Origin of the sequence: Halalkalibacter kiskunsagensis (assembly GCF_037027555.1) — a bacterium.
GTDB lineage: Bacteria > Bacillota > Bacilli > Bacillales > Bacillaceae_D > Halalkalibacter > Halalkalibacter kiskunsagensis.
On the sequence record NZ_JAXBLX010000022.1, the window covers coordinates 60,530 to 84,639 of the forward strand.

Annotated in this window: 26 protein-coding genes; 17 read left to right on the forward strand and 9 right to left on the reverse strand. The window is 36.8% G+C overall.

Annotated elements, in window-relative coordinates; genetic code table 11:
* The first annotated feature begins 38 nt into the window (after positions 1-38).
* The 5 genes from rpoD (at position 39) to SLH51_RS14090 (ending at position 4,423) form a co-directional block, all read left to right on the forward strand.
* On the forward strand, positions 39-1,160 hold the full coding sequence (gene rpoD, locus SLH51_RS14070) for an RNA polymerase sigma factor RpoD (protein ID WP_335961956.1): 1,122 nt from the start codon (positions 39-41) through the stop codon (positions 1,158-1,160).
* 175 nt (positions 1,161-1,335) lie between these two features.
* Positions 1,336-1,872: a hypothetical protein gene (locus SLH51_RS14075; RefSeq protein ID WP_335961957.1), complete on the forward strand. Its 537-nt coding sequence runs from the start codon at positions 1,336-1,338 to the stop codon at positions 1,870-1,872.
* Between the two features lie 143 nt (positions 1,873-2,015).
* The gene (gene cccA, locus SLH51_RS14080) at positions 2,016-2,393 is read left to right on the forward strand and encodes a cytochrome c550 (RefSeq protein ID WP_335961958.1); all 378 of its coding nucleotides are present in this window, start codon (positions 2,016-2,018) and stop codon (positions 2,391-2,393) included.
* A gap of 204 nt (positions 2,394-2,597) precedes the next feature.
* Positions 2,598-3,314: a tRNA (adenine(22)-N(1))-methyltransferase gene (locus SLH51_RS14085; RefSeq protein WP_335961987.1), complete on the forward strand. Its 717-nt coding sequence runs from the start codon at positions 2,598-2,600 to the stop codon at positions 3,312-3,314.
* Positions 3,302-4,423 carry a Nif3-like dinuclear metal center hexameric protein gene (locus SLH51_RS14090; protein WP_335961959.1) on the forward strand — a complete coding sequence of 374 codons (1,122 nt, stop codon included), beginning with the start codon at positions 3,302-3,304 and terminating at the stop codon, positions 4,421-4,423. Before SLH51_RS14085 ends, SLH51_RS14090 begins: the two co-directional genes overlap by 13 nt.
* Positions 4,424-4,470: 47 nt before the next feature.
* On the opposite strand, the gene SLH51_RS14095 is transcribed toward SLH51_RS14090, so the two are convergent.
* From SLH51_RS14095 to vrrA, 3 genes are all read right to left on the reverse strand, one after another.
* Positions 4,471-5,415: a 4-hydroxy-3-methylbut-2-enyl diphosphate reductase gene (locus SLH51_RS14095; RefSeq protein ID WP_335961960.1), complete on the reverse strand. Its 945-nt coding sequence runs from the start codon at positions 5,413-5,415 to the stop codon at positions 4,471-4,473.
* A gap of 195 nt (positions 5,416-5,610) precedes the next feature.
* Complete coding sequence (locus SLH51_RS14100) at positions 5,611-6,105, reverse strand: CarD family transcriptional regulator (RefSeq protein ID WP_034625011.1); 495 nt, start codon at positions 6,103-6,105, stop codon at positions 5,611-5,613.
* A gap of 139 nt (positions 6,106-6,244) precedes the next feature.
* The gene (vrrA, locus tag SLH51_RS14105; protein WP_335961961.1) at positions 6,245-6,835 is read right to left on the reverse strand and encodes a VrrA/YqfQ family protein; all 591 of its coding nucleotides are present in this window, start codon (positions 6,833-6,835) and stop codon (positions 6,245-6,247) included.
* Positions 6,836-7,114: 279 nt separating this feature from the next.
* Between vrrA and SLH51_RS14110 the strand changes: the two genes are divergently transcribed.
* Entirely contained in the window at positions 7,115-8,464 is a 1,350-nt protein-coding gene (locus SLH51_RS14110; protein ID WP_335961962.1) for a DEAD/DEAH box helicase, read from the forward strand.
* Between the two features lie 131 nt (positions 8,465-8,595).
* On the forward strand, positions 8,596-9,489 hold the full coding sequence (locus tag SLH51_RS14115; RefSeq protein WP_335961963.1) for a deoxyribonuclease IV: 894 nt from the start codon (positions 8,596-8,598) through the stop codon (positions 9,487-9,489).
* 88 nt (positions 9,490-9,577) lie between these two features.
* On the opposite strand, the gene SLH51_RS14120 is transcribed toward SLH51_RS14115, so the two are convergent.
* Positions 9,578-9,841 (reverse strand): DUF2624 family protein, encoded by a 264-nt coding sequence (locus tag SLH51_RS14120; protein ID WP_335961964.1) that lies wholly within the window; start codon positions 9,839-9,841, stop codon positions 9,578-9,580.
* Between the two features lie 174 nt (positions 9,842-10,015).
* On the opposite strand from SLH51_RS14120, the gene SLH51_RS14125 reads away from it, so the two are divergent.
* From SLH51_RS14125 to SLH51_RS14135, 3 genes are all read left to right on the forward strand, one after another.
* Entirely contained in the window at positions 10,016-11,134 is a 1,119-nt protein-coding gene (locus tag SLH51_RS14125; protein ID WP_335961965.1) for a two-component system sensor histidine kinase NtrB, read from the forward strand.
* 404 nt (positions 11,135-11,538) lie between these two features.
* Entirely contained in the window at positions 11,539-12,291 is a 753-nt protein-coding gene (locus SLH51_RS14130; RefSeq protein ID WP_335961966.1) for a metal ABC transporter ATP-binding protein, read from the forward strand.
* Complete coding sequence (locus SLH51_RS14135) at positions 12,291-13,157, forward strand: metal ABC transporter permease (RefSeq protein ID WP_335961967.1); 867 nt, start codon at positions 12,291-12,293, stop codon at positions 13,155-13,157. The genes SLH51_RS14130 and SLH51_RS14135 overlap by 1 nt, the downstream gene beginning before the upstream one ends.
* A gap of 63 nt (positions 13,158-13,220) precedes the next feature.
* Here the strand turns inward: SLH51_RS14135 and SLH51_RS14140 are convergent, their stop codons facing one another.
* The gene (locus SLH51_RS14140) at positions 13,221-15,338 is read right to left on the reverse strand and encodes an RNA degradosome polyphosphate kinase (RefSeq protein ID WP_335961968.1); all 2,118 of its coding nucleotides are present in this window, start codon (positions 15,336-15,338) and stop codon (positions 13,221-13,223) included.
* A 62-nt stretch (positions 15,339-15,400) separates the two neighbouring features.
* Positions 15,401-16,960 (reverse strand): exopolyphosphatase, encoded by a 1,560-nt coding sequence (ppx, locus tag SLH51_RS14145; RefSeq protein ID WP_335961969.1) that lies wholly within the window; start codon positions 16,958-16,960, stop codon positions 15,401-15,403.
* A 163-nt stretch (positions 16,961-17,123) separates the two neighbouring features.
* Here ppx and SLH51_RS14150 point away from each other — a divergent pair, with 163 nt between their 5' ends.
* The 6 genes from SLH51_RS14150 to SLH51_RS14175 all read left to right on the forward strand — a co-directional run bounded on the left by SLH51_RS14150 (position 17,124) and on the right by SLH51_RS14175 (position 20,692).
* Complete coding sequence (locus tag SLH51_RS14150) at positions 17,124-17,900, forward strand: metal ABC transporter ATP-binding protein (protein ID WP_335961970.1); 777 nt, start codon at positions 17,124-17,126, stop codon at positions 17,898-17,900.
* 3 nt (positions 17,901-17,903) lie between these two features.
* Positions 17,904-18,773, forward strand: a complete 870-nt coding sequence (locus SLH51_RS14155; RefSeq protein WP_335961971.1) for a metal ABC transporter permease — start codon at positions 17,904-17,906, stop codon at positions 18,771-18,773.
* A gap of 30 nt (positions 18,774-18,803) precedes the next feature.
* Positions 18,804-19,637, forward strand: a complete 834-nt coding sequence (locus tag SLH51_RS14160) for a metal ABC transporter permease (protein WP_335961972.1) — start codon at positions 18,804-18,806, stop codon at positions 19,635-19,637.
* Positions 19,638-19,639: 2 nt separating this feature from the next.
* Complete coding sequence (locus SLH51_RS14165) at positions 19,640-20,074, forward strand: Fur family transcriptional regulator (protein WP_335961973.1); 435 nt, start codon at positions 19,640-19,642, stop codon at positions 20,072-20,074.
* A gap of 165 nt (positions 20,075-20,239) precedes the next feature.
* Positions 20,240-20,389, forward strand: a complete 150-nt coding sequence (locus tag SLH51_RS14170) for a hypothetical protein (protein ID WP_335961974.1) — start codon at positions 20,240-20,242, stop codon at positions 20,387-20,389.
* An 84-nt stretch (positions 20,390-20,473) separates the two neighbouring features.
* Positions 20,474-20,692: a DUF1540 domain-containing protein gene (locus SLH51_RS14175; RefSeq protein ID WP_335961975.1), complete on the forward strand. Its 219-nt coding sequence runs from the start codon at positions 20,474-20,476 to the stop codon at positions 20,690-20,692.
* Between the two features lie 51 nt (positions 20,693-20,743).
* Here SLH51_RS14175 and SLH51_RS14180 read toward each other — a convergent pair whose 3' ends face one another.
* Positions 20,744-21,322: a hypothetical protein gene (locus SLH51_RS14180; RefSeq protein ID WP_335961976.1), complete on the reverse strand. Its 579-nt coding sequence runs from the start codon at positions 21,320-21,322 to the stop codon at positions 20,744-20,746.
* Between the two features lie 160 nt (positions 21,323-21,482).
* Here SLH51_RS14180 and SLH51_RS14185 point away from each other — a divergent pair, with 160 nt between their 5' ends.
* Positions 21,483-21,947, forward strand: a complete 465-nt coding sequence (locus tag SLH51_RS14185) for a DUF4190 domain-containing protein (protein WP_335961978.1) — start codon at positions 21,483-21,485, stop codon at positions 21,945-21,947.
* Between the two features lie 54 nt (positions 21,948-22,001).
* Here SLH51_RS14185 and ispG read toward each other — a convergent pair whose 3' ends face one another.
* Positions 22,002-23,096 (reverse strand): flavodoxin-dependent (E)-4-hydroxy-3-methylbut-2-enyl-diphosphate synthase, encoded by a 1,095-nt coding sequence (gene ispG / locus SLH51_RS14190; protein WP_335961989.1) that lies wholly within the window; start codon positions 23,094-23,096, stop codon positions 22,002-22,004.
* Positions 23,097-23,287: 191 nt separating this feature from the next.
* The gene (locus SLH51_RS14195) at positions 23,288-23,662 is read right to left on the reverse strand and encodes a hypothetical protein (protein ID WP_335961980.1); all 375 of its coding nucleotides are present in this window, start codon (positions 23,660-23,662) and stop codon (positions 23,288-23,290) included.
* Positions 23,663-24,110 lie beyond the last annotated feature (448 nt).

The window sequence follows — 24,110 nt, forward strand, 5'->3', positions numbered from 1 at the left end:
AGATGCTTTGGTTGTGAACAATGGAAGGAGGGGATCGAATGGCAGATAAACCATTACGCCCACTAGCGGAAGGTGAATTGTCTCTCGATCAAGTGAAAGAACAATTAGTGGAGATAGGTAAAAAGCGTGGGGTACTTACCTATGCTGAGATTACAGAAAAACTTGCAGCATTTGATCAAGACTCTGATCAGATGGATGAGTTTTTTGAATACTTGGGTGAACAGGGAGTCGAGATTTTGAATGAAACGGATGATGTTGTCCCGAATCTCCAACAAGCAGCAAAAGATGAAGAAGAGTTTGACCTAAATGATTTAAGTGTACCGCCAGGAATAAAAATAAATGATCCTGTTAGAATGTACTTAAAAGAAATTGGTCGTGTTCCCCTTCTTTCGGCTGAAGAAGAAATTGAGCTTGCCAAACGAATTGAACAAGGTGACGAAGAAGCAAAAAGAAGATTAGCTGAAGCGAACCTACGTTTAGTTGTTTCCATTGCCAAACGCTATGTCGGTCGTGGAATGCTATTTCTTGATTTAATTCAAGAAGGGAATATGGGACTTATTAAGGCTGTTGAAAAGTTTGACTACGAAAAAGGATATAAATTCAGTACTTATGCTACTTGGTGGATTAGGCAGGCGATTACACGTGCGATTGCTGACCAAGCAAGAACGATTCGTATTCCTGTTCACATGGTCGAAACGATTAATAAGTTGATACGTGTTCAACGTCAACTTCTTCAAGATTTTGGTCGCGAACCAACACCAGAAGAAGTGGCACAAGAGATGGAACTCACACCGGATAAAGTAAGAGAAATCCTCAAAATTGCTCAAGAACCGGTGTCGTTAGAAACACCAATTGGAGAAGAGGATGATTCGCATTTAGGTGACTTTATTGAAGATCAAGAAGCGTTGGCACCTTCTGATGCAGCAGCTTATGAATTATTAAAAGAACAATTAGAAGATGTATTAGATACGTTAACTGACCGAGAAGAGAATGTCTTACGTCTACGTTTTGGTTTAGATGATGGTCGTACAAGGACATTAGAAGAAGTCGGAAAAGTATTCGGTGTTACACGTGAGCGTATTCGTCAAATTGAAGCGAAAGCATTACGTAAGCTTCGTCATCCAAGCAGAAGTAAACGCTTGAAGGATTTTCTTGAATAAGAACTAAATTCAGTATATAAGAGGACATAAAAAGAAACAAGGTCGTCTTCGTAATGGGTCTGATTCCACCGAAAACATATAGGAGATATCAACATATATCTCCTATATTGGTTATTAGGAGTCAGGCCTTTTCACTTGCTCATATTCTGTCATAATGGTTGGCGGGAGGAATAAAATGGACGAGAAAAGAAAAAATATAATTATTAAAAAAATAAAAAATTGGAAACAGTCTAAACTATTACCTGATCATTATTGTGATTTCTTGCTCACACTGTATACAGAAGGAGAGCAGTTCACAAAAGAAAAAGAAAGAAATCAATTTAATTTACTCATTGGTCAGTCTTTTATATCGTTTATCATGGTCCAATCTTTGTTTGTTTTAGCAGTTCTTGTCATTTATTTTACTGATTTTTCGCTAATAATGCAAATCGCGATCGTTATACCATTTTCTCTTGCTCTGTTATTGATTGCCACTAAGACGATAAATTCAATATTCTCATCTATATATTATATGAATACTGCACTCTTGCTTTTTCTTTTAACTAATAAAATGGTGTCAGTCGTCACAAATGGAAATGTAACATTAATAATGGCTTTTACTATGCTACATTGCATAGTGTGGATATTAGCAGGCTGGAAATGGTCTAATCGTATATTTACAGTAGCGGGTGCAATAGGTTTATTCCTTTTGTTTTACTTCATGGTAAGATAAAAGAGTGACAAAAAAAGCAAAAGTAGTAGGAATCCCTTTTCTTTGTAGACAAATTCGAGTAGAATGAGAAGGAAATCAATAAAAGCGTCTACATAGTTGTTTGACGATATGTGTTCTGATAATATTTAAAGGAGGATATGACGATGAAAGGAAGACCACTTTTACCATTTGCAATCACAGCCATTCTTGGTATCTTGCTGATGGTAGTACTTTCATTTGTTGGACTAGACCAACGTGCAGAAATGAATGCAGATGATACGGATGAAACTGAAGAAGTAACAGAATTTGATGATCCTGTTACAGCTGGTCAAGAACTTGCACAGCAGTCATGTATTGGTTGTCATGGAGGCGACCTTAGTGGTGGAGCAGGTCCAGCATTAACAGGACTTGATGGCAAATATTCTGTGGAAGAAATTGCTGATATCATTACTGGCGGTATTGGCAGTATGCCAGCAGTCTCGAATTTAAATGATGTTGAAGCGGATGCAATTGCTCAGTACTTATTAGCAGAATCTGAATAAATATTAAGACGAGAGTGTGCAATTTTACTCTCGTCTTTTCTATATAATAGTAGTACCGTATTCATTTCAACCAACCGTCTTTTTTATTTACGATTTAAGAAGGTAATCTCGGTGAAGAGGGTAGAATAAACAAGAAACAGTTCTCAGGAAAACTAAGATATGAGGAATTTTTTGATTATAAATTTATACATAATAGGTGATTTGATGAATGAAAGACAGTTATCTGAGAGGTTAGTACGGGTGGCGACTTATGTACAAAAAGGAGCGAGGATTGCGGATATTGGGTCCGACCATGCTTATTTACCTTGTTATTTATGTTTACAGGATCCAGAGTTACGTGCGATTGCTGGAGAAGTGAATGAAGGGCCATTTCAATCTGCTAAGAAGCAAGTAATCAAAGTAGGGCTACGTGATCGAATCGAAGTGAGAAAAGGGAACGGTCTTGCAGTTTTAGACAAAGGAGAAGTAAATACCATTACGATCGCTGGTATGGGTGGAGGTTTGATCGCCGCTATCCTAGAAGAGGGACAAGAAAAATTAGAAGGAGTGTCAACTCTTATCCTGCAACCGAATGTTTCAGCAGATATCATCCGAAAGTGGCTACGGAATAACGGGTGGTTATTAACTTCAGAAGAAATTCTAGAGGAAGACGATAAAATTTATGAGATCCTTGTTGCAAGGCAGGGAGATGATACAAAATTGTATCAAGACAACCTTGAACAAAAGCTGTTATTAGGTCCTTTTTTAATGAAAGAGTGTAATAGTATTTTTAAGAAAAAGTGGAGTTATGAATTACTTAATTGGAAAAGAATTGTATCTGAGTTTGAAAAAGCAACTCCAAGTGAACAAGTCAAACAAAAGCGCAAAAGTTTAATGAATCAAATAAAAATGGTAGAGGAGGTATTACAGTGCCAAAGTTAATAAATGGACAAGCTCTGATTCAACACTTTGAAACGTGGTCACCTAAATCTCTAGCCGTTGAGGGAGATAAAAACGGTTTGATGATCGGGACATTAAACAAACCAATAAAAAAGGTTCTGGTCGCATTAGATGTCTTAGAAGAAGTGATAGATGAAGCGATAGACGGTGAAGTGGATTTAATTGTTGCTCATCACCCCCTTTTGTTTCGTCCATTGAAAAAGATTGATGTTGCAACCCCTCACGGAAGGATTGTAGCTAAAGCGATCAAGCATGATATTACGATTTATGCTGCTCATACGAACCTAGATATTGCAAATGGGGGAGTAAATGATATGATGGCAAAAGCGCTTCACTTAAAAGATGTCGAGGTTCTTTCTCCAACCCAGACACGGTCATTAAAGAAGGTTGTTGTGTTTGTTCCAGAAACTCATATTAAACTAGTAAGAGAAGCAATGAGTGCTGCTGGTGCAGGACATATAGGCAATTATAGCCATTGTACGTTTAATAGCAAAGGACAAGGAACCTTCATGCCAGAAGAGGGAACGAATCCTTTTCTTGGAAAACAAGGAGCTTTAGAATTTGTAGATGAAGTCAAAGTAGAAACGATAATTCCGAGTCATCTTCAGAATAAAGTGATCCAAGCGATTGTGAAAGCTCATCCTTATGAAGAACCGGCATATGATGTGTACCCTCTTGATAATAAGGGAGAAGTGGTTGGCCTTGGTCGTATTGGAAAGCTTGAGCAAAGCATGACACTTGGTGAATTTGCAAAACAGGTAAAACTAGCCTTTGATGTAAACGGAGCTCGTGTAGTTGGCGACTTAACGACAGAGGTGCATAAAGTCGCAGTTCTTGGCGGTGATGGAAATAAATATATGAAAGATGCAATATTTAAAGGCGCTGATGTGATTGTTACAGGTGACGTTTATTACCATGTTGCTCATGATGCAATGATGGATGGGTTAAATATCATTGATCCTGGTCACAATGTCGAAAAAATAATGAAAAACGGAGTAAAAGAGTTTTTTGACCTATATTTAAAATCAAACAATTTTGAGACAACTGTTGTAGCGTCCAACCTGAATACCGACCCTTTTCAATTTGTATAAAAGGTTTTCTGCACAAAAAAACCACCAGCTTAGGTGGTTTTTTACTCTTAATTTTTAGTTTTAACTTTTGGCAAGATTTTTTGGAGGCTTACTTTACGCTCAGGTTTCCAGCTAGACTCTTGATCTGTATCATAGGTTTCTAAAAAAGAAATTATTTCTTTTGTAATTGGAGTTGGTGTAGATGCACCTGAAGTGACACCAACTGTTTTAACATTTTTAAACCATTCTTGCTGTAACTCTGTAATGTCCCCTACACGATAGGCTTTTGTCCCTGCAATTTGCTCTGACACTTGCGCAAGACGATTTGAGTTGTTACTTTTGGGATCACCAACTACAATAACGAGATCGCAGTCTTTTGCTTGCTCAGCAACCGCCTCTTGTCGCACTTGAGTAGCAAGGCAAATTTCATTATGAACTTCTGCACTTGGGTAGACTTCCATTGCTTTTTTCATGATGTCACTAACATCCCACTGGCTCATCGTTGTTTGATTCGTAATAATAATTTTTTCTGTTTCTATAGTTAAGTTTTTCACATCTTCAACAGATTCAACAAGATGCACAAAATTAGGTGCAACCCCAATAGCTCCTTCTGGTTCAGGGTGTCCTTTCTTTCCTACGTAAATAATTTCATATCCATTTGCAACTTGGTCACGTATAAGATCATGGGTGCGAGTAACATCTGGGCAAGTTGCATCGACGACAGTAAGTCCTTTTTCTTTTGCAAGTTTCCGAACCTCTGGAGATACGCCATGGGCTGTAAAGATTACTGTTCCTTTATCTACTTGCTTCAGGATCTCAACTCGATTCGGTCCGTCAAGAGAAATGATCCCATCTTCCTCAAATGCATCAGTCACGTGTTTGTTATGAACAATCATTCCTAAAATATAAATCGGTCTTGGCAAGTCCAAGTTTGCGGCAGCTTGCCTAGCAAGTACCATTGCGTCAACAACCCCGTAGCAATATCCTCTTGGAGAAATCTTCTTTACATTCATGAAAAGCCTCCTATAGTAAGACCCATCTTGTAATGAACAAATAAGACGAGTGAATTTAAAAGTTAAATGAAAACAACAGTAGGCTGTCTCATAGTGATTCTGTCTCGCCGTCAAGAGGGAGACAGAATGTTGTTTTTGAGACAGCCTTGTTTTCCTGCTATATAGTATAATGGAGTTTCATTCACCTGACAATGCTTATGCTTCTTTTAGCTCAATAAGCGCATCATCGATGAATTCATAAGCTTGCTCCTCAGTCATATCGTTCACGAGGACTAGCTCACTAGCGATCATTTGACGAGCTTTTTGTAAGTGATTACGGTCTTGGATATGGAGGCCGTTTGCCCGTTCCGTTTGCTTCCTAGAAAGAGATGAAATAAGGTGAGCAGCGTCAATAATACTTCCACTCTTTAAGAGGTTTTCGGTTTCACGAGAAAAATGACTTGTAGAAGGCGGGATATCTGGTCCGTTCTGTAAGGCGTCTACAAGTGAATCTAACTCTGATTGGTCTATCACTTTACGCAAGCCAGAATCATTAATCTTACTTTCTGGAAGCATAAGCTTCACATCAACGAGCGGGAAGTTAAGAATAAAATAAGAGTGAGTTTCTCCTAATACATCCTTTTCTTCAATATCTTGAATTGTTCCTGCTCCGTGATAAGGATAGACAACGTGGTCACCAACTTTAAACATGGGCATTCCTCCAATCGAGTAGTAACCATATTATAACACAAAAAAATACAAAAGTAAATTTTACTATCAATGTGCGATTCTTGTCAATAAAAAATGTTCGAAATATGGTCTTTTTATAAATAGTTTACCTTGTATATCCTTAAATATACAATTTTGGTGCAGGGATACCTTGAATTGTTTTGGGTTTTAGAAAAGTGGCCTCAATTTTTGACTTACTTGAAGGACTTTTTTCACTGACATTTGATGACATATTGATGTTTTCATTTTCATCTTGAATGGCCATCGATGAAGGTTCAATACTATCGGTCGGTTCAAGATTAGCACCTTCAGTAGAATCATTGCTTCTCATAATCCTCCATATTGTCGGTGCGTTTCGAATAAGTGGACCATATTGTTGAATCATAGGTACAACTTGCTGTGTTAGTCCTAGTACCCGCTGAGCATTTGTTAAGATCGTTGTGAAATTTAAACCGCCTGAAGTTGCAGCAGTTGGAACTCCCCCCATGAAAGAGGAGCCAGTTGCCTGTGCTGAACCACCTCCTAATCCAAATAACCTTGACAGAAGTCCTCCTCCTCTTAATGCTTGTGTTCCTGCTCCAGCCATTGGATGAAAAGCTGGGGATCCTGCCTGTGTCATCATACTGGTAGCTTGAGGCATAAATCCGCCTTGCATTGGGACTGGTGGTTGCATAGGGATAGAACCAAAGGGTGGCCCGAAAAATTGTTGCATTCTTACCTCTCCTTTTCTTGAAGTAATCTATCGTTGAAAAGTGTACCACTCACTATTTTTGGGAAGAATAAAACTAGTGAAAAAAAACAGAACATAGGGTTACTCATATCAATATATGCATGTATGTAATATGCGGTGAGAAATGCATCAATAGAATTAGTAAGGAGGAAACACCTTCTGACTAAATAGCTTGATGTTTGTTTTTCTAATTACTAATTCGACAAAGTGTGATAAAATGAAGTATTGCACGAAGGAATGCGGAAGGAAGTTGGAATTAATATGAAATCAGAAAACTTTAAGAGGTTTGAGCTTAAGCCTTTTCTTATTGAAGCACTTAGTAGTCAGGGGTTTACGTTACCGACTGACATCCAAGAGAGGTTAATACCTGCTATTCGTAATGGAAAAGATGTGATTGGTCAGTCACAGACAGGTACAGGAAAGACTCTTTCATTCTTGTTGCCTATTCTAGATAGGATTGACCCTAGAACGGACGAGGTACAAGCTGTGATTACAGCACCGACACGTGAATTAGCGGGACAGTTGTTTGATGAACTAAAAAAACTGCTAGAGTTTTGTCCAGAAGATGAGCAAATACAGGCCAAGCTTTTAGTTGGTGGGACGGATCGTTCACGAGCAATTGATAGTTTGAAAGTGCAGCCGCAAATTGTTGTTGGAACTGCCGGACGGATGGCAGATCTAATTGAAGAAAAAGCACTTCAAGTATACACTGCAACAATGCTTGTTGTAGATGAAGCAGATCAGATGCTAGATATGGGCTTTATTGCCGATGTAGATAAGGTAGCATCAAGAATGGCAGAATCGTTACAGATGATGGTATTCTCTGCTACAATTCCTGAAAAACTTCAACCATTTTTGAAGAAATATATGACGGATCCACGTCATGTACAAGTTGAACCTAAGCATGTCACGGCAACAAAAATAGAACATCGTATTATTCCACTTAGACATCGTGAAAAGATTAAATTTGTTGTTGAACTAGCTAAATCAATTACTCCATATTTAGCAATTGTCTTTACGAACACGAAAGAGCAAGCTGATGAGGTTGCTGATGCCATGCATGCAGCTGGCTTGAATGTAGAACGACTTCATGGCGGCTTACAACCGAGACAGCGAAAGCAAGTCATGAAACATGTTAAAGAAGTGAAAGTACAATACCTAGTTGCTACTGACTTAGCCGCACGTGGGATTGATGTTAAAGGAGTAACCCATATTATTAATTATGGATTGCCAAAAGACTTAGACTTTTATATTCATCGTGTCGGCCGGACAGCACGTGCTGGACTGGACGGAATTGCGTTTACAATCTATGAAGAACATGATCAGCAAGCAATTGAAAAGCTATTAAAACGTGGAGTGAAATTTACGTATTATGATTTCAAGCAAGGGGAATGGGTAAAGCTTGATCGAGCGCCACTTGGTGTACCTGGAAAGAAAAAAACATCTCGCTCTTCAGAAACAAGCACCAAAACTACGACTAAGCCAAAAGAGCAGAAGCGAACTGGTGGCAAGGCTGTAGCTAAGAGCAAAAAAGTAAAGCCAGCTTATAAGAAGAAAGCTCGTTTTAAACAAGCAAAAGAAGAACAAAGACAAAGACGGAAGAAAAAGTAATGGTAAAAAGAGTTTATTAAATAAGGGACATTGTCTTTTTTTGAATGACTCAGACCGCAGAGTGAAACCGTTGCGCGTTTTAAGCCATTGCCAGCTACTTTTTGAACACGTTCTAAAAAGGAGAGGGGAAAATGACGGTTAAATTAGGTTCTCATGTATCAATGAGTGGGAAAAAAATGCTTCTTGGATCTAGTGAAGAAGCTGCTTCTTATGGAGCTAATACATTTATGGTCTATACAGGAGCTCCACAGAATACTAGACGTAAGGCTATCGAGGAGTTAAATATTGAAGCTGGATTATCTCATATGAAAGAGAATGGGATGGTTGACATTGTTGTTCATGCACCTTACATTATCAACATTGCAAACACAACAAAACCAGAAACCTTTGAGTTAGGCGTACGCTTTTTGCGTTCAGAAATTGAAAGAACAGAAGCTCTTGGCGCAAAGCAAATTGTTTTGCATCCTGGTGCTCATGTTGGTGCTGGTCCTGAAGCTGGAATTCAAAAAATAATTGAAGGGTTGAACGTTGTGTTTGAAGAAAAACATGACGTACAAATAGCTCTTGAGACAATGGCAGGGAAAGGTTCAGAATGTGGAAGAACGTTTGAAGAGTTAGCGGCAATAATTGACGGTGTTACACACAATGAACGTTTATCCGTATGCTTTGATACATGTCATACACATGACGCTGGGTATGACATTGTCTCTGATTTTGATGGTGTCCTTGACTCGTTTGACCGTATTATTGGATTAGACCGTTTAAAAGTTTTGCATATAAATGATAGTAAAAATGAGCGTGGAGCTGCAAAAGACCGTCATGAGAATATTGGATTTGGTCATATCGGCTATAAGAGTCTACATTATATTGTTCATCACGCTCAACTTGCTGAAGTACCAAAAATTCTTGAAACCCCTTTTGTTGGAGAAGATAAAAAAAATAAAAAAGCTCCATATAAGCATGAAATTGAAATGCTACTTACAGGAGAGTTCAACGAAGACGTACGTTCAAAAATACTAGTATAAGAAACAGGTGACTTAGATTCGGTTTACTAATACCGCTCTAGTCACCTTTTTGTAATGGATTTTCTATGATATTTTTTCTTGTTATTTGTTATAGGTATTGGCTAAATTGTTGCAACAATTGTTGTACGACAGATGAAACATGAGGATCTACTTCTGTTTGAAGACGCTGGATCAATCGTTCAATTTGTGCTTTGTTTGTTACATCAATCTTTTCTGAACGTAAAATAGAAATGACTTTCTCAGCTTGAGCGGAACTAATTTTAATATTATACTGGTTTGCAAGATCTAGAAGTTCATTTGTTGTTAAAGAATTCACCTTATTATTAATAAGTTGTTGTATAATAGCATTCATGAAAGCACCCCTTTTCATCCCTAATCATAATGACAGTGTATGAATTCAATAAGAAAATGTGCAGAAAAAAAGGAAATATTGTCTGTCATATCGAATTAGGAGAGAGAAACTTAGAAAAAAGGAAACTAGTTGAAGGGGATTATTACTGTTTGAAAAAGAGGGGGGTGGGGCCTTATGGAAAATAAGCACCTAGAAAAACAAACAGCCCCAAAGAGGAAAATAGAATCTTCATTAATGAGTCAGCCTGCGCAATTACAGTCATCGACACTCACGGAGGAAAAAATGATTGAGCAACATATTCTTATTGAGGAATTAGGTGTTCCTTTCTTAAAAATTAACGAAAACTTACATATAGAAAAATGGAATAGCGCTTTCATGGAAATTATTAATATGAGTGAAGCGGATTTGCATGTTTATTCATTGGTTGAATTAAGTATGCAAAAACCTATTATTTCATTTAGTTTGCACCTAATTCAAGAGGCATTAGTAAACAAAAGTAAACAAGAACAGGATTTTGAAGATCAAGATACATTATATCGTGTCCGTGTGATTCCATTTTCTAATAATGGAATTGTGTATGTTATTTATGAAGATAGGTCACTTCAAAAACAGTTTGAGAACCTACTTACGTTTCATCATCAAATGGAAGCCGTTTCGCATATCGCTGCAGGCGTGGCGCACGAATTAAGAAACCCTTTATCTGTTATTAAAGGCTTTTTGCAATTAGCACAATTAACAAATGATCATCAAAAATATTACGATACAATTATGTCTGAGTTAAACCGTATGAATGGAATTCTTGAAGACTTTTTATCTGTTTCAAGAAGAAAGTTGGATCGAAGATGGCAATCTCCGGTTCAAATAATGGATTCATTGACAGAAATCATTAAAGCTGAATGTCATCTCCATGATGTTGAATTCCAACTTGAATTAAGTGATACAGATAAGCAAGTCTATGTAAATGAATCAATGGTTAAGCAAGTTTTGCTAAATTTATTACGTAATTCTGTAGAAGCCTATGGAGAATCCAATGCTAATCGAATGCTTAAAATAGAAACAATGGTTGACGAAGCGAATTATGTCATTCAAGTAAAAGATAATGGAAAAGGAATGCCCCAATCGGTTTTAAAACAACTAGGTAAACCCTTTTTCACAACAAAAGAAAGAGGAACTGGGATTGGTATTCCTTTATGTAAAAAGATTATTGAAGACCATGGAGGCAATTTTCGAGTAGATAGTACGTATAGTGTGGGAACAACTGTCATTATTTCCTTACCTTTAGGAAATCACTGATCTTGTTCACAGATTAACCCACTTTAGGAACGTTATAGTGGGTTTTTTGTAGTGCGTTTTGGTTTTGTGTATCGGATGAGCCAGTTCTAAGCTCTTAAAAAAAGAAAATATATAAGCTCATTTACAAGAAGGAGAAGAAGGACTATAATTGATAAAGATAAAAGTTTGCTTAGGGAAACTTTTCTTCCCTGTCCTAATTTTGCACCTTTTTCATTATATACCCATATGATGTTGTGATAATTCTTTATGTCTTTTTATTCATTCATTTATTTACTTAAATTTCAACATATTCATATAATAAAGTTAACAGCTCTTTGGAAAAAATAACTAAAGGGAGTCCTATTACGTAAAAGTTGCATTATGGCAACATTAAAGGAATTTTTATTAGATTGGAGGAGAAGCTGTTGGATAATGTGTTAAAAGTTGAATCACTTTCGGTCTATTACGAGAATAACCAAGCGATTAAAAATATTAGCTTTTGTGCAGAAGAAGGAAAGTTAATTGGAATCGTTGGGCCAAACGGTGCTGGTAAGTCGACTTTAATAAAAGCTATTCTTGGACTCGAGAAAGCACAAGGAAATGTGACTATTCTAGGGAAAAAAGTTACTAATGTTAGAAAACAAATTTCCTACGTACCACAGCGTAACCAAATTGATTGGGATTTTCCAGTTTTGGTTGAAGATGTTGTAATGATGGGACGGTTTACACATATTCCTTGGTATAAAAAAGCAGATAAAAAGGATCGAGAAATCGTCGCTGAATCTCTTGATAAGGTAGGCATGGTTGAGTTTGCCAAGCGCCAAATTGGTGAATTATCGGGTGGACAGCAACAAAGAGTATTTATTGCACGTGCCTTAGCACAACATGCTGACTTGTTTTTTTTGGATGAACCATTTGTAGGAATTGATATTACATCTGAGGAAATTATTATCAATTTGCTCAGAGAAATAAGAAATATGGGAAAAACAGTCTTTGTTGTTCACCATGACTTAAGTAAAGTAGAACAATATTTTGATGAATTGTTACTAATTAATAAAGAGCTGATTGAATATGGAAAAGTCAACGAGGTATATCAACCAGATATACTACAAAAGACATATAAAGGAAGAATCACATTATTTGGTTCTAATGAAAACATGATGGTGGTGAGTGAGTAATGAGTGACATTTCAATGTTTATTGATCAAGTAATGCGTTATTCTTACTTGCAACAAGCTTTAGTGGCTGCAGTATTAGTAGGGATCATTTGTGGAGTAATTGGTTGTTTCATTATTTTACGAGGAATGGCTCTAATGGGCGATGCTATTTCTCATGCTGTATTACCTGGAGTGGTCATCGCTTATATGATTGGAGCAAGTTTCTTTGTGGGTGCCACGATTACAGGTGTTTTAACAGCTCTAGCTATTGGATATGTCTCTCAAAATAGTCGGATAAAAGACGACTCTGCTATTGGAATTATGTTTACGGCAGCATTTGCTCTTGGGATAGTATTGATCACAGGTCTTCGTGGAACTGGGGTCGATTTATGGCATATCCTTTTTGGGAATGTCCTTGCGGTTTCGAGAAGTGATTTATTAGTTACTGTTGGAATTGGGACGTTTGTTTTGCTTATGATTGTCATTTTCTATCGTCCGTTATTATTGAGTACATTTGATCCAATTATGGCTAAGGCAACTGGAGTACCAGTTCACTTAATTCATTACTTACTCATGTTGTTATTATCGCTTGTAACAGTAGCTTCATTAAAGACTGTAGGCATTGTACTAGTTGTCGCTATGCTGATTACACCAGGAGCAACCGCATATTTATTAACTGACCGCCTACCTGTGATGCTTTTGTTATCTGCAGTGTTTGGAGTTATTTCAGCGGTTGTAGGAATGTATTACTCAGTTATATATGATGTTGCATCGGGTGCTTCCATTGTTCTCGTTGCCTCGACAATGTTTGGTCTTGCCTTTTTCTTTTCGCCTAAACAAGGTGTGGTTACAAAAAAGTTACGTTCTAGAAAAGTACAAAAAATATAGTTAGTACAAAAAGAAACGAAGCTACGTAGCTTCGTTTCTTTTTGTATAGGTTAATGGCTGAGACTATTCTTCGCTTTCGGTGAACCTAGATGCAATTTCATGAAATTGCAGTTGACTCTGAATAGGTTGGGCATGAGTTGGTCTCTCAATATACTGATAGCTACCATCGGCATTCTGTTGTCGGGTTTTGGTATTATCTTGAAGGGTAATGTCTAGTATCTCTTTGATTCGATTTTTGTTATTATCACTAATAATAGGGAAGAGAATTTCTATTCTTTTTTCCATATTCCTTGTCATCCAGTCTGCAGAGGACAAATAGATTTTTTCGTCACCATTGTTGTGGAAATAGAAAATTCTACTATGTTCCAAAAAGCGGTCAACGATGCTAATTACCCGGATATTTTCACTTACCTCTTTAATTCCAGGACGTAAGCAACAAATTCCTCTCACAATCAAATCAATTTGAACCCCTGCTTGGGATGCTTCATATAATTTCAAAATAATCGGTTTGTCGGTAAGAGAGTTCATCTTAGCTACTATGTGCCCTTTGGCACCGCCTTTATGAATGTCAATTTCTTGATCAATTAAACTAAGAAACTTTTCTCTTATTTCAAAAGGGGCTGTAGCGAGATGATACCAATTAGGTTTTTCACTATATCCACTTAAATAATTGAAAAAATTTGTTGCATCGATTCCAAATTGATCATTGGTCGTTAAAAAGCCAATGTCCGTATACAGCTTAGCTGTTGAATCATTATAATTTCCAGTTCCTAAATGAACAAAGCGTTGAACTTGGTCATCTTGATGGCGGACAACAAGTGTTATCTTACTATGGGTTTTTAATGCTGTTATCCCGTAAATGACATGCACGCCGGACTTTTCTAATTTTTTTGCCCATTGAATATTGTTTTCTTCATCAAAGCGTGCCTTTAATTCAACAAGTACGGTTACTTGCTTTCCGTTTTCAGCAGCTTGTGCGAGTGCATGAATAATCGGAGAATCTCCACTTACTCGATAAAGAGTTTGTTTAATGGCAAGGACGTCAGGGTCCACTGCTGCTCGTGCAATAAAATCAATAACAGGTTGGAAGGATTCATATGGATGGTGGAGGATGATATCTTGTTTTAAAATAGCTTGAAAGATATCTTCTTCACCAATTAGGTCCTCAGGAGGTTGTGGAATTAATGTCTCATTAGCTAGATGCTCATGATCTTTAGCAAGTTGTCCGTAAAGTTTAAATAAGAACGTTAAGTCTAAGGGACCATTAAAGGAATATACGTCATTCTCATGTAGCTCTAGTACATCTAATAGAAGATTAAGTACTTTTTGATTCATGAGACCTTCTTGCATTTCTAAGCGGACAGCAGCTCCCCATTTTCGTTTTTTTAATTCTTTTTCAATTTCACGTAAAAGATCACGCGCGCCTTCTTCATGAATGGTCATGTCTGCATTACGTGTAATGCGAAAGGGTGACACAGATTTTACGACAAATCCATTGAATAACTCCCCGATAAAATAACTAATCACATTTTCGAGTAAAATGAATTGCTCACATTGCCCATCTTCTGAAGGAAGTTTAATAAACCGATTTAAAACAGCAGGTACTTGGACAATTGCTAATTGATCTTTTATTTCCACATTTCCAAGTTTCTTTAACATGACAGCAAGGTTTAAGCTCTTACTTAAAAGCATTGGAAAAGGCCGATACGCGTCTATGGCCATTGGTGTCAGTACCGGAAAAATATAATTTTGAAATCTCTTTTTTAGAAATTGTATCTGTTCCTCATTGCATTCATCGATTGATAAAAATTGAAATCCTTCGTGAAAAAGAAGAGGCACAAGCGTTTTTGTATAAACGGTATCTTGCAATTTTACCAAGCGATGATTTTTTTCGGATATATGTTTTAATTGTTGCTTAGGAGTTAGACCTGCCTTGTTTTCAGGTCGATTATATCCAGCTTTTACTTGATCCTTCAATCCTGCAACTCGTACCATAAAAAACTCATCGAGATTTGAACTGAAAATCGCTAAAAATTTTAAGCGTTCGAGCAGTGGATTTCGCTCGTCAATTGCTTCTTCTAAAACTCGTTCATTAAAGGCTAGCCAACTAAGTTCACGATTGTTATAAAAGGTTGGGTTATTAATGTCAACATGTTCTTGACTTACGATATTGTTTTGCACTGTACTCAACCTCTCTGCTAGTTTCGTCCTTTCCATTTTAACAGCTGATTGTAAATTTTATGTTAAGATTTCGATTTCAGAACTTCGATCGGGATGTAACGGAAATGAATTGGATGTTTTACTGCACGCTCTATATGCTTCTTATTTTTAGTTGCTTGCATATTCTCAAAGAACGTCTCCTCTTGATAATAAAAAGAAAGGGTTAATTCGTCCTCCGTTTTTTCTATTGGACCAACTTTATGAATTGCTTTTCTTCGAGTTCGGTCCAATGAATATGCTAGCTTCATAATAGAGCCAAGAAATTCATAAAACTTCAGATCTTTTTTCTGTACCATTTGCAAAAAAGGTTCTGCATACTTAAGTAGTTGTGCTTTTGATTTAAAAGAAGAAATAAAGGCTACTGCAAGCTGGTCACGATGTGAAAGACCTTCAATGGTCATGTTAGTTAATAAGTAGAACGTATTTTGACTACTAGCATCATTATTAATATATTCACCGATATAAAGAACTCTTGCGCTTTGATTAAGTAAAGTCCATGCGTTTTCAGATGTATGATCAACAGGGCAAAATGAAGAAAGTTCATTATATAGTTGAATAGCAAGTGAAGATACATGATTTACATGTTCAATATTCACTTCATAATTGTGAGACAGTCGGTGGAAGCTTTCTTCTACTACATTTGGAAAGTGCGTTGTTTCCATTTTCTTTAAAAGTTCCTCATAAAAAACACCATCACGTAAACCTTTCCGACTCATCATGAACGCGTCTCCATTTACGTGGGAAACGAGTGATGAAATAACTTCAGCTGCTGGAATGATAATATCGGCACGTTCTTTCGATAGTCCATCTAATAGTAAGCGCTCTTCAAACGTAGATTGTTGCAACATATCATTAAGCTTGATCATTTCATTCCTTGAAATTTCATACTGATGAATAGCGGGTAACGGATATTCAGTTTGTCTTTGGTGAATAAGAGAGAGGTTTCTAGCACTTCCTCCTATGCCGATAACAGGATATTCTAGGTTGCTTTTTAACCATGGCAATGTATGAAGTTGTTCGTTAATATAACTTTTCAGAGCTTTCAAGGTAGTTGAAGTGGGTTGCTTGTCTCCAAAAAACTGTTCTTGTAACGTAATCGCGCCAAAAGGAAAACTATGATAATGCTTTAATTCTCGGTTTTCAAATAATGTAACCTCAGTACTTCCACCACCTATATCAACAGTATAGCCGTTCTCTACATTTGTGGAATTTACTACGGCTAAATATCCATAAAAAGCTTCCTCGTATTCAGAGAGGACGCGAATATCAAAATCAATCTTATCTTTAACCAATTGAACAATTTGATTCTGATTTTTAGCTTTTCGCATAGCGGCAGTTGCCACCACAGTCAATTTCTTCACATTGTGAAAGAGAATGACATCTTTAAATCGATTAAGTGTCTCTAAGATGATCGCAATGCCATCATCTGATAAGTTCCCTTTTTTTGTAATATGTGAACTAAGTCGTGCGACTGTTTTATAGTTGTGTATTTCGTTATAGCATCCTTTAAAGTCAATTTTATTAATAACTAATCGAATGGAGTTCGATCCCATATCAATAATCGCAACTTGATTTTCTACCACATGTCTCACCTCAGCCGTTCTTTTTGATTGATTAACTTGATTATAGCAAAAATTGTAAGTAATGCTCAAAGGTGGACAGAATGAAAATAACCTTTATAATAAGAGGGGACGTTTACTAAATCGTAACTATTCTTATAAATTATCTCTAGAAGGAGGAACATTGATGAGTTCACCTAAACAAGATGAGGCAGTAGTAATAAATGGTGTCTCATTTCAATATGGTAATCAAACTGTGTTAGAAGATGTATCATTACATATAAACAAAGGTTCGTTTCTCGGGCTGGTAGGACCAAATGGTTCAGGAAAATCAACGTTAGTTAAGTTGCTCTTAGGTTTGCTACAGCCTCAATCAGGTGAAATTCGCTTATTTGGTCAACGTATATCAAAGTTTCATCAATGGGAAAAAATTGGGTTTGTATCTCAAAAAGCAAATAGCTTTAATTCTGGATTTCCCGCTACAGTATTTGAAGTTGTTTCGATGGGGTTGTATGGAAAAATAGGATTATTCCGTTTTCTAACGAGAAGACACAAGCAAATCATTCGAGAGGCAATTGCTCAAGTTGGGATGACTGACTTTACCCATAAAAACATTGGCGAATTATCTGGTGGACAACAACAACGAGTCTTTATCGCTCGTGCTCTCGTCAGTGAACCAGAATTATTAATTCTCGATGAACCTACAGTAGGTGTCGATGTCACTAGTGTTAAACAATTTTACGACTTGTTAGACAAGTTAAATAAAGATAAAGGGATTACTCTTGTACTCGTTACTCATGATATAGGAGCAATGACAGATCATGTAACAGATGTTGCTTGCTTAAACAAAACCCTTCATTTCCACGGAAATACGGCAGACTTCGAGGCGAATCAAGATTTATCGTCATTTTATGGACATGACGTCCATCTCTTAACCCATAACCATAGTCATGGAGGACATTAACGAATGATAGAAGCTTTTTTTCGTTATGAGTTCTTGCAAAATGCATTCTACACCGGACTACTGATAGGGCTTCTTGCTCCAATGCTTGGAGTTTTTTTAGTTGTTCGCAGGCTCGCATTAATTGCAGATGCGCTATCTCATATTACGTTATCAGGAATTGCAGCTAGTTTGCTGCTAGCTAAACATGTTGTCTTTTTTCAAGGGCTCAATCCTTTATATATGGGATTGGTTTTTTCTGTTGGAGGTTCACTTTTAATCGAGCAACTTAGGAATGCTTATAAATACTACAAAGAGATAGCCATACCCATTATCTTATCTGGTGGAATTGGGTTAGGTGTTGTATTTATTTCATTAGCTGATGGATTTAACAATGATCTTTTCAACTATTTATTTGGAAGTGTTATTGCAGTTAGCCGTTCAGATTTGTGGACGATAAGTATTATTACTGTTCTTGTTTTGACTGTTATATTTCTATTTTATAAAGAATTATTCTTCTTATCGTTTGATGAAGAACAAGCACGTGTATCTGGCATTAACCGTAAGCTTATTAATTTTATCTTCATAATTATGGTTGCTTTAGTCATTGCAGCTTCAATGAGGGTGGTAGGGATTCTTCTGGTTTCATCTTTAATGACATTACCTGTCGCTGCAGCCATGAGGCTAGCTAAAGGATTTAAGCAAATGTTTTTATATTCGGTTTTATTTGGTGAAATAGCTGTCATTACAGGGTTGATTTTTGCATTTTATTTTGATCTAGCTCCTGGTGGAATGATTGTGATGATTGCTGTTTTTATTTTGCTCGTCGTTATTCTGTTTGAGAAGACCTTCTGGAAAGCAGGCAGATTGTTTAGAAAATCACAGAAACCGAGCTAATCTTACTAAAGGAATAGGGGCTCATAAGGCATGGATGTATTATCACAGTTGACTTTTATAGAGAGAGGGCTTGTCGCGGGTATTGTGATTGGCTTTATTGCGCCAGTTTTAGGTGCTTTTCTCCTTGTTCGTAGAATATCTGTTATATCAGAATCTATCTCCCATATTACGTTGACTGGGATTTCAGCAGGTGTATTACTTGGTACAATAGGACCGATGTTTCAATCGATAAACCCAATGTATATGGGGGTTGTTTTTGCTCTTTTAGGAGCTTTAATCACAGAGAGACTCAGAGATGTATATCGACATTTTCAAGAATTAGCGATTCCCATTATTTTATCGACAGGAATTGGACTTAGTGCAATCTTTATTAGTTTAGCTAGAACAGGTTATAATGAATGGTATTCATATTTGTTTGGAAGTATCGTCAGTGTTACGGTAAGTGATTTACATTTTATTTTACTAACAGCAATCATTGTCATAAGTATGATTGCCTTGTTTTATAAGGAATTTGTTTCGATCTCTTTTGATCAGGAATTCGCCAAGGTGTCTGGGGTCTCCATAAGAATAGCTAATTTTGTTTTTGCCTTGTTAATTGCGCTGGTTATTTCGATATCAATGAAAGTGGTCGGAATATTACTTGTTGGTGCACTTGTTGTAATTCCTGTGGCAACAAGTATTCAAATAGCGAAAAGTTTTAAGCAATTGATTGGATATGGAATTTTATTTGCTCAAATAGCAATGCTTTTTGGGTTGTATTTTTCTTACCAATTTGCAATAGCTACAGGTGGAATGATTGTTATGTTAAATTTGTTCCTATTAGGAATTGTTATAGCTATTAAAAAAGTTAGAGGGGGCTTGTGATCATGAATGTAAATGAAGCAATGGAGCTCTTGAAAGAAAAGGGTTATAAACATACGGGAAAAAGAGAAGATATGTTACACTTTTTTGAAAAAGAAAAACGTTATTTATCGGCGAAAGATGTATTAGAATGCTTGCAAAGCGAGTATCCAGGAATGAGCTTTGATACAATTTATCGGAACCTTTCGTTATTTGCTGAATTAAACATACTCGAGGAAACAGAGCTTGAAGGAGAGAAACGCTTTCGATTTAGTTGTTCAACGACACAACATCATCACCACTTAATCTGTTTAGAATGTGGAAAAACGAAACACATTAACAGCTGTCCAATGGATTCAATTCGACAACAGTTTCCAGATTTTCAGGTAACAGGTCATAAGTTTGAAATTTATGGGAAGTGTCAGGATTGCAATGAAATAACCAAAGTAGACTCAAATTAATAAGAGTCTACTTTTAAAAAGGAATGTAAGCGATTGCAATAATGTGATAATCAGGTATAATTGTTAATGGAATATAAAATAATTGTAAATTTGATGAAGTAAGATTAAAAAGAGTTGCCAAGTAAACTAAAAACGTTATTCTTAGGAGTAAGGTGAGGTGTTCCTATGGAAAGAGTAATGAATGTTGAGAATCTTGCTAAGGACTTTGAATCGAAGTTGAATCGGAATTTGAGGGAAAATGAAGTGGAGTTTATTAAATGGATGATCAAGACAGTTACAAGGCAATCTCATCTTAGTCATCATACAAATAACTGAGGTACTATGTTGGGGAGATACCAAATTTTAAAATGCATGAAAAAGTTTGAATCCCTTATCCTATTGTGTAGGAGGGGATGAAACATGACAAAACCGATCGTAAAATGTAACGTAGCTAATTGTTCGTTTTGGGGGGAAGGAAATAAGTGTCAAGCTGAATCGATCCTTGTTGAAATTGATTCACATGCTAGTCAAGACTATAGCATGGAGGCTGGAGAAGAACCCTACGGTAAGGCGGAACATAAAGATTCTGCTCATGACATCAAAGAAACGTGCTGTCATACATTCCGTCCAAAAGAGTAACGAAAAAACTCTGGTATTGTTAAGAAGGACTGGCTATCGCTAGTCCTTCTTTCATGGTGTTTCCTGTAACCAGTTGTCTACCCAATCTTTTGCTTCTACCCAACTTTGAGCTCGAACGACGTTTTTAGGTAAAGGGAGACGATTGTATGGTGTGTCCATTAAAATGACAGGTATGTTAAATTCCTCAGCAATGGCTACAGCATTATCATGTTTATCTTCAAAGAAAATATCTAACTGATGTTTCCGTACTGCATCAAGTTTGTCGTGTTTTCCAACTAATTCTATATGGTCAAATGGCACAGACCTCGATACAAACCAATTATGGGTGATCTCTTTTAAATGGTTTCGTCTTGCTGTAATATATATTAAGTTATGTCTTTTAGTCCATTCTTTTAATGTAAGTTCAGCATGTACTGCTAGATTTGCTTGTTCATAAATCGTTGCTTCATACTTTCCCATCCATTCCCAAAACTGCTGTTCAGTAATATTCAATACAGAGGTTAGATCATATTCGGTTAAGTCGTCTAGGGTTAACGTTTTGTTAAAGTGTTTATTTAAATGGGGAATAAAAGTGTTGGGATCGGTTACCGTACCATCGATATCCAGTCCCATTCTCTTTTTTTTGTTCATCTTGTCACCTCGTAATAAATTTCCTTGTATTTTAACCTTACACGAAATTTCCCAGTTGGTCTAGTCACTTACCTAAGCAAGAAAAGATTAACACCGATAATTATACTTGTGTGCGTCATACTATAACTGTTCCCCGAAAAAAAGAAAGTGAGGGATTCGTATGGCAGATAGAGAACATCCAAAAGATGAACCAATAAGGTTGGTTGATGAAGATGACCGTTCTTTAACACTGGTGAATAACCATGTTGATGGAGGGCGTTATGAAAATGGCCGAGCAGATAGCCGTGATCTTGATTTAACAGAAGAAGAAAAAGATGATGAACAAGTTGTTACAAATTTCCAAGAAGAAACAGCTGTTGAATATGGAACGATGAATGGAATGGCTGAGAGAAATGACACAGCCGAAGCAAATGAAGATGATGTCACGGCAGGCCGGGGCGTCGGAACATTTGCGATTGTTCTTTCCATTTTATCTTTGTTCTTCTTACCGGTATTGCTAGGTGCAGCTGGTATTGTAGTTGGTTTTGTTTCACGTCGTTATGGCTCCACTTCGCTTGGTAACTGGGCGATAGGTATTGGTGCAATTTCGATTCTCATGACCGTCTTTTTCTCTCCGTTCTTTTAACGTAAGGAATGGATGAGAACGGGGAACATATAAAGAAAAAAGCATAAGCGCAGCTTATGCTTTTTCTAATTCACGCTGTTTTTTAAAGTATTCTTCAGCGATTTTATCAATTTCAATTTTTAGTTCTTCAACCATTGTTTCTTCAGGTACTTTTCTAACAATTTCACCTTTCATGAATAGAAGACCTTCGCCACGAGCACCGGCAATTCCGATATCAGCTTCGCGCGCTTCACCAGGACCATTTACTGCACAGCCTAAAACGGCAACTTTAATTGGTGCCTTAATACTTGCAATATAATCTTCAACTTCATTTGCGATGCTGATGAGGTCAATCTCAATACGTCCACAAGTCGGACAGGAAATAAGTGTTGCAGCATTTGCTGCAAGACCAAATGATTTTAATAATTCACGAGCTACCTTCACTTCTTCAACTGGATCAGCACTTAGTGAAATTCGTACCGTGTTTCCAATCCCCATGTTTAAAATTGCTCCAAGACCTGCTGCACTTTTAATTGTACCAGCAAAGAGAGTTCCAGATTCTGTAATACCTAAATGAAGAGGGTAGTCAAAAGCTTTTGCAGCTTTTTCATACGCTTCGATCGCTAAGTTAACATCGGAAGCCTTCATTGAGACAATGATGTCATGGAAGTCAAGGTCTTCTAAAATTTGAATATGGTGTAAGGCGCTTTCAACCATACCATCAGCGGTTGGATAGCCATATTTATCAAGAATTCGTTTCTCTAAAGAACCTGCATTAACACCGATCCGAATAGGAATGCCTTTTTCTTTTGCAGCTTTAACGACAGCTTCCACTTTATGACGTTTTCCAATATTTCCTGGATTTATCCGTATCTTATCGGCTCCACCTTCAATTGCTTTTAAAGCAAGCTTATAATCAAAGTGAATATCAACAACAAGAGGTATATTAATTTGTGCTTTAATATCAGCGATAGCTTCTGCTGCTCGCATGTCAGGGCAAGCTACCCGAACAACTTGACAACCTGCTTCTTCAAGTCGTTTTATTTCAGCAACAGTCGCTTCAACGTCATGTGTTTTTGTTGTTGTCATGCTTTGAACAATTACTTCATTATTGCCACCGATAGTTAAATTACCTACCTTTACGGGGCGAGTTTTTGTACGATGTATTATTTCGGTCATTGACCTATCGCTCCTTTATCTCATTATGAGAATCTTATTCATTTTATCAATGTCAGTAATTGTTTGGCAAGGATAAAGTAATGGTTCTTTAAAAGAGATGGAATATATGACATTTTTAGTACAATACTAACTATATTGCATTGTCTAATTTGAAGAGAAGGTGACTTAATCTCATTCGATAATTATTGATAAAGTGGGAAAAAATATTTTTTTCCAATTTGTATTTCTTCAGGTTTAATCCCACCATTTAATTCCTGGAAATCATGAACAATTTCTTGGATTGAAGGAGAGATAGGACCTTCGTGAAGATGTTCTACGATTGAAAGAACTGTTTGACCAGGTTCAACGACAATTTCCTTAACGGGTTCCAAATCATCTAGAATTAATTCACTATTTTGGTTAGATTCATCTTTATCAACTGAATTATTTTGTTGTTCAATAGTTTTTTGTTCCGCAACAGCTTGTGTTAGTCCGTTGGGTAATGTACCAATAGTAAGGTCATAATAAGTGCTATATAAAATAACGAGGATAATGAGAATGGTTCCGATCCTTTTCACGGCTTGTCCTCCTTCAGTATACTTACTATTCATTTAGAGTATATGTATTAATAGAATGAATATGACAAAGATAAGGAAAAAGTTTCAAGAGTTTGTTCAAAAAGGTCGATTTTTACCTTTTTGAACAAACTCTGGTCAATGAGCGGAACCGCTGCTAGGTTTTAAGCTTACTATGAGTGAACTTCTCATAGTAAGCGCGCAGCGAGTGTAGCCATTGTATTGCCTTTCGTCATTTTTATAAAAAAGTTCAAAAAGGTCGATTTTTACCTTTTTGAACAAACTCTGGTCAATGAGCGGAGCAGCTGCTAGGTTTTAAGCTTACTATGAGTGAACTTCTCATAGTAAGCGCGCAGCGAGTGTAGCCATTGCAGTGCCTTTCGTCATTTTTATAAAAAAGTTCAAAAAGGTCGATTTTTACCTTTTTGAACAAACTCTGGTCAATGAGCGG

Bases quoted from the DNA above. Each gene is read 5' to 3' on its own strand.
- rpoD (WP_335961956.1), top strand. From the start codon at position 39: ATGGCAGATAAACCATTACGCCCACTAGCGGAAGGTGAATTGTCTCTC.
- SLH51_RS14150 (WP_335961970.1), top strand. From the start codon at position 17,124: ATGAGTTCACCTAAACAAGATGAGGCAGTAGTAATAAATGGTGTCTCA.
- SLH51_RS14120 (WP_335961964.1), bottom strand. From the start codon at position 9,841: ATGAATGCTATTATACAACAACTTATTAATAATAAGGTGAATTCTTTA.
- SLH51_RS14075 (WP_335961957.1), top strand. From the start codon at position 1,336: ATGGACGAGAAAAGAAAAAATATAATTATTAAAAAAATAAAAAATTGG.
- SLH51_RS14160 (WP_335961972.1), top strand. From the start codon at position 18,804: ATGGATGTATTATCACAGTTGACTTTTATAGAGAGAGGGCTTGTCGCG.
- cccA (WP_335961958.1), top strand. From the start codon at position 2,016: ATGAAAGGAAGACCACTTTTACCATTTGCAATCACAGCCATTCTTGGT.
- SLH51_RS14180 (WP_335961976.1), bottom strand. From the start codon at position 21,322: ATGAACAAAAAAAAGAGAATGGGACTGGATATCGATGGTACGGTAACC.
- SLH51_RS14155 (WP_335961971.1), top strand. From the start codon at position 17,904: ATGATAGAAGCTTTTTTTCGTTATGAGTTCTTGCAAAATGCATTCTAC.
- SLH51_RS14175 (WP_335961975.1), top strand. From the start codon at position 20,474: ATGACAAAACCGATCGTAAAATGTAACGTAGCTAATTGTTCGTTTTGG.
- SLH51_RS14165 (WP_335961973.1), top strand. From the start codon at position 19,640: ATGAATGTAAATGAAGCAATGGAGCTCTTGAAAGAAAAGGGTTATAAA.
- SLH51_RS14100 (WP_034625011.1), bottom strand. From the start codon at position 6,105: ATGTTTAAAGTTGGTGACCACGTTGTCTATCCTTATCACGGAGCAGGA.
- SLH51_RS14135 (WP_335961967.1), top strand. From the start codon at position 12,291: ATGAGTGACATTTCAATGTTTATTGATCAAGTAATGCGTTATTCTTAC.
- SLH51_RS14110 (WP_335961962.1), top strand. From the start codon at position 7,115: ATGAAATCAGAAAACTTTAAGAGGTTTGAGCTTAAGCCTTTTCTTATT.
- SLH51_RS14095 (WP_335961960.1), bottom strand. From the start codon at position 5,415: ATGAATGTAAAGAAGATTTCTCCAAGAGGATATTGCTACGGGGTTGTT.
- SLH51_RS14125 (WP_335961965.1), top strand. From the start codon at position 10,016: ATGGAAAATAAGCACCTAGAAAAACAAACAGCCCCAAAGAGGAAAATA.
- vrrA (WP_335961961.1), bottom strand. From the start codon at position 6,835: ATGCAACAATTTTTCGGGCCACCCTTTGGTTCTATCCCTATGCAACCA.
- SLH51_RS14185 (WP_335961978.1), top strand. From the start codon at position 21,483: ATGGCAGATAGAGAACATCCAAAAGATGAACCAATAAGGTTGGTTGAT.
- SLH51_RS14115 (WP_335961963.1), top strand. From the start codon at position 8,596: ATGACGGTTAAATTAGGTTCTCATGTATCAATGAGTGGGAAAAAAATG.
- SLH51_RS14170 (WP_335961974.1), top strand. From the start codon at position 20,240: ATGGAAAGAGTAATGAATGTTGAGAATCTTGCTAAGGACTTTGAATCG.
- SLH51_RS14085 (WP_335961987.1), top strand. From the start codon at position 2,598: ATGAATGAAAGACAGTTATCTGAGAGGTTAGTACGGGTGGCGACTTAT.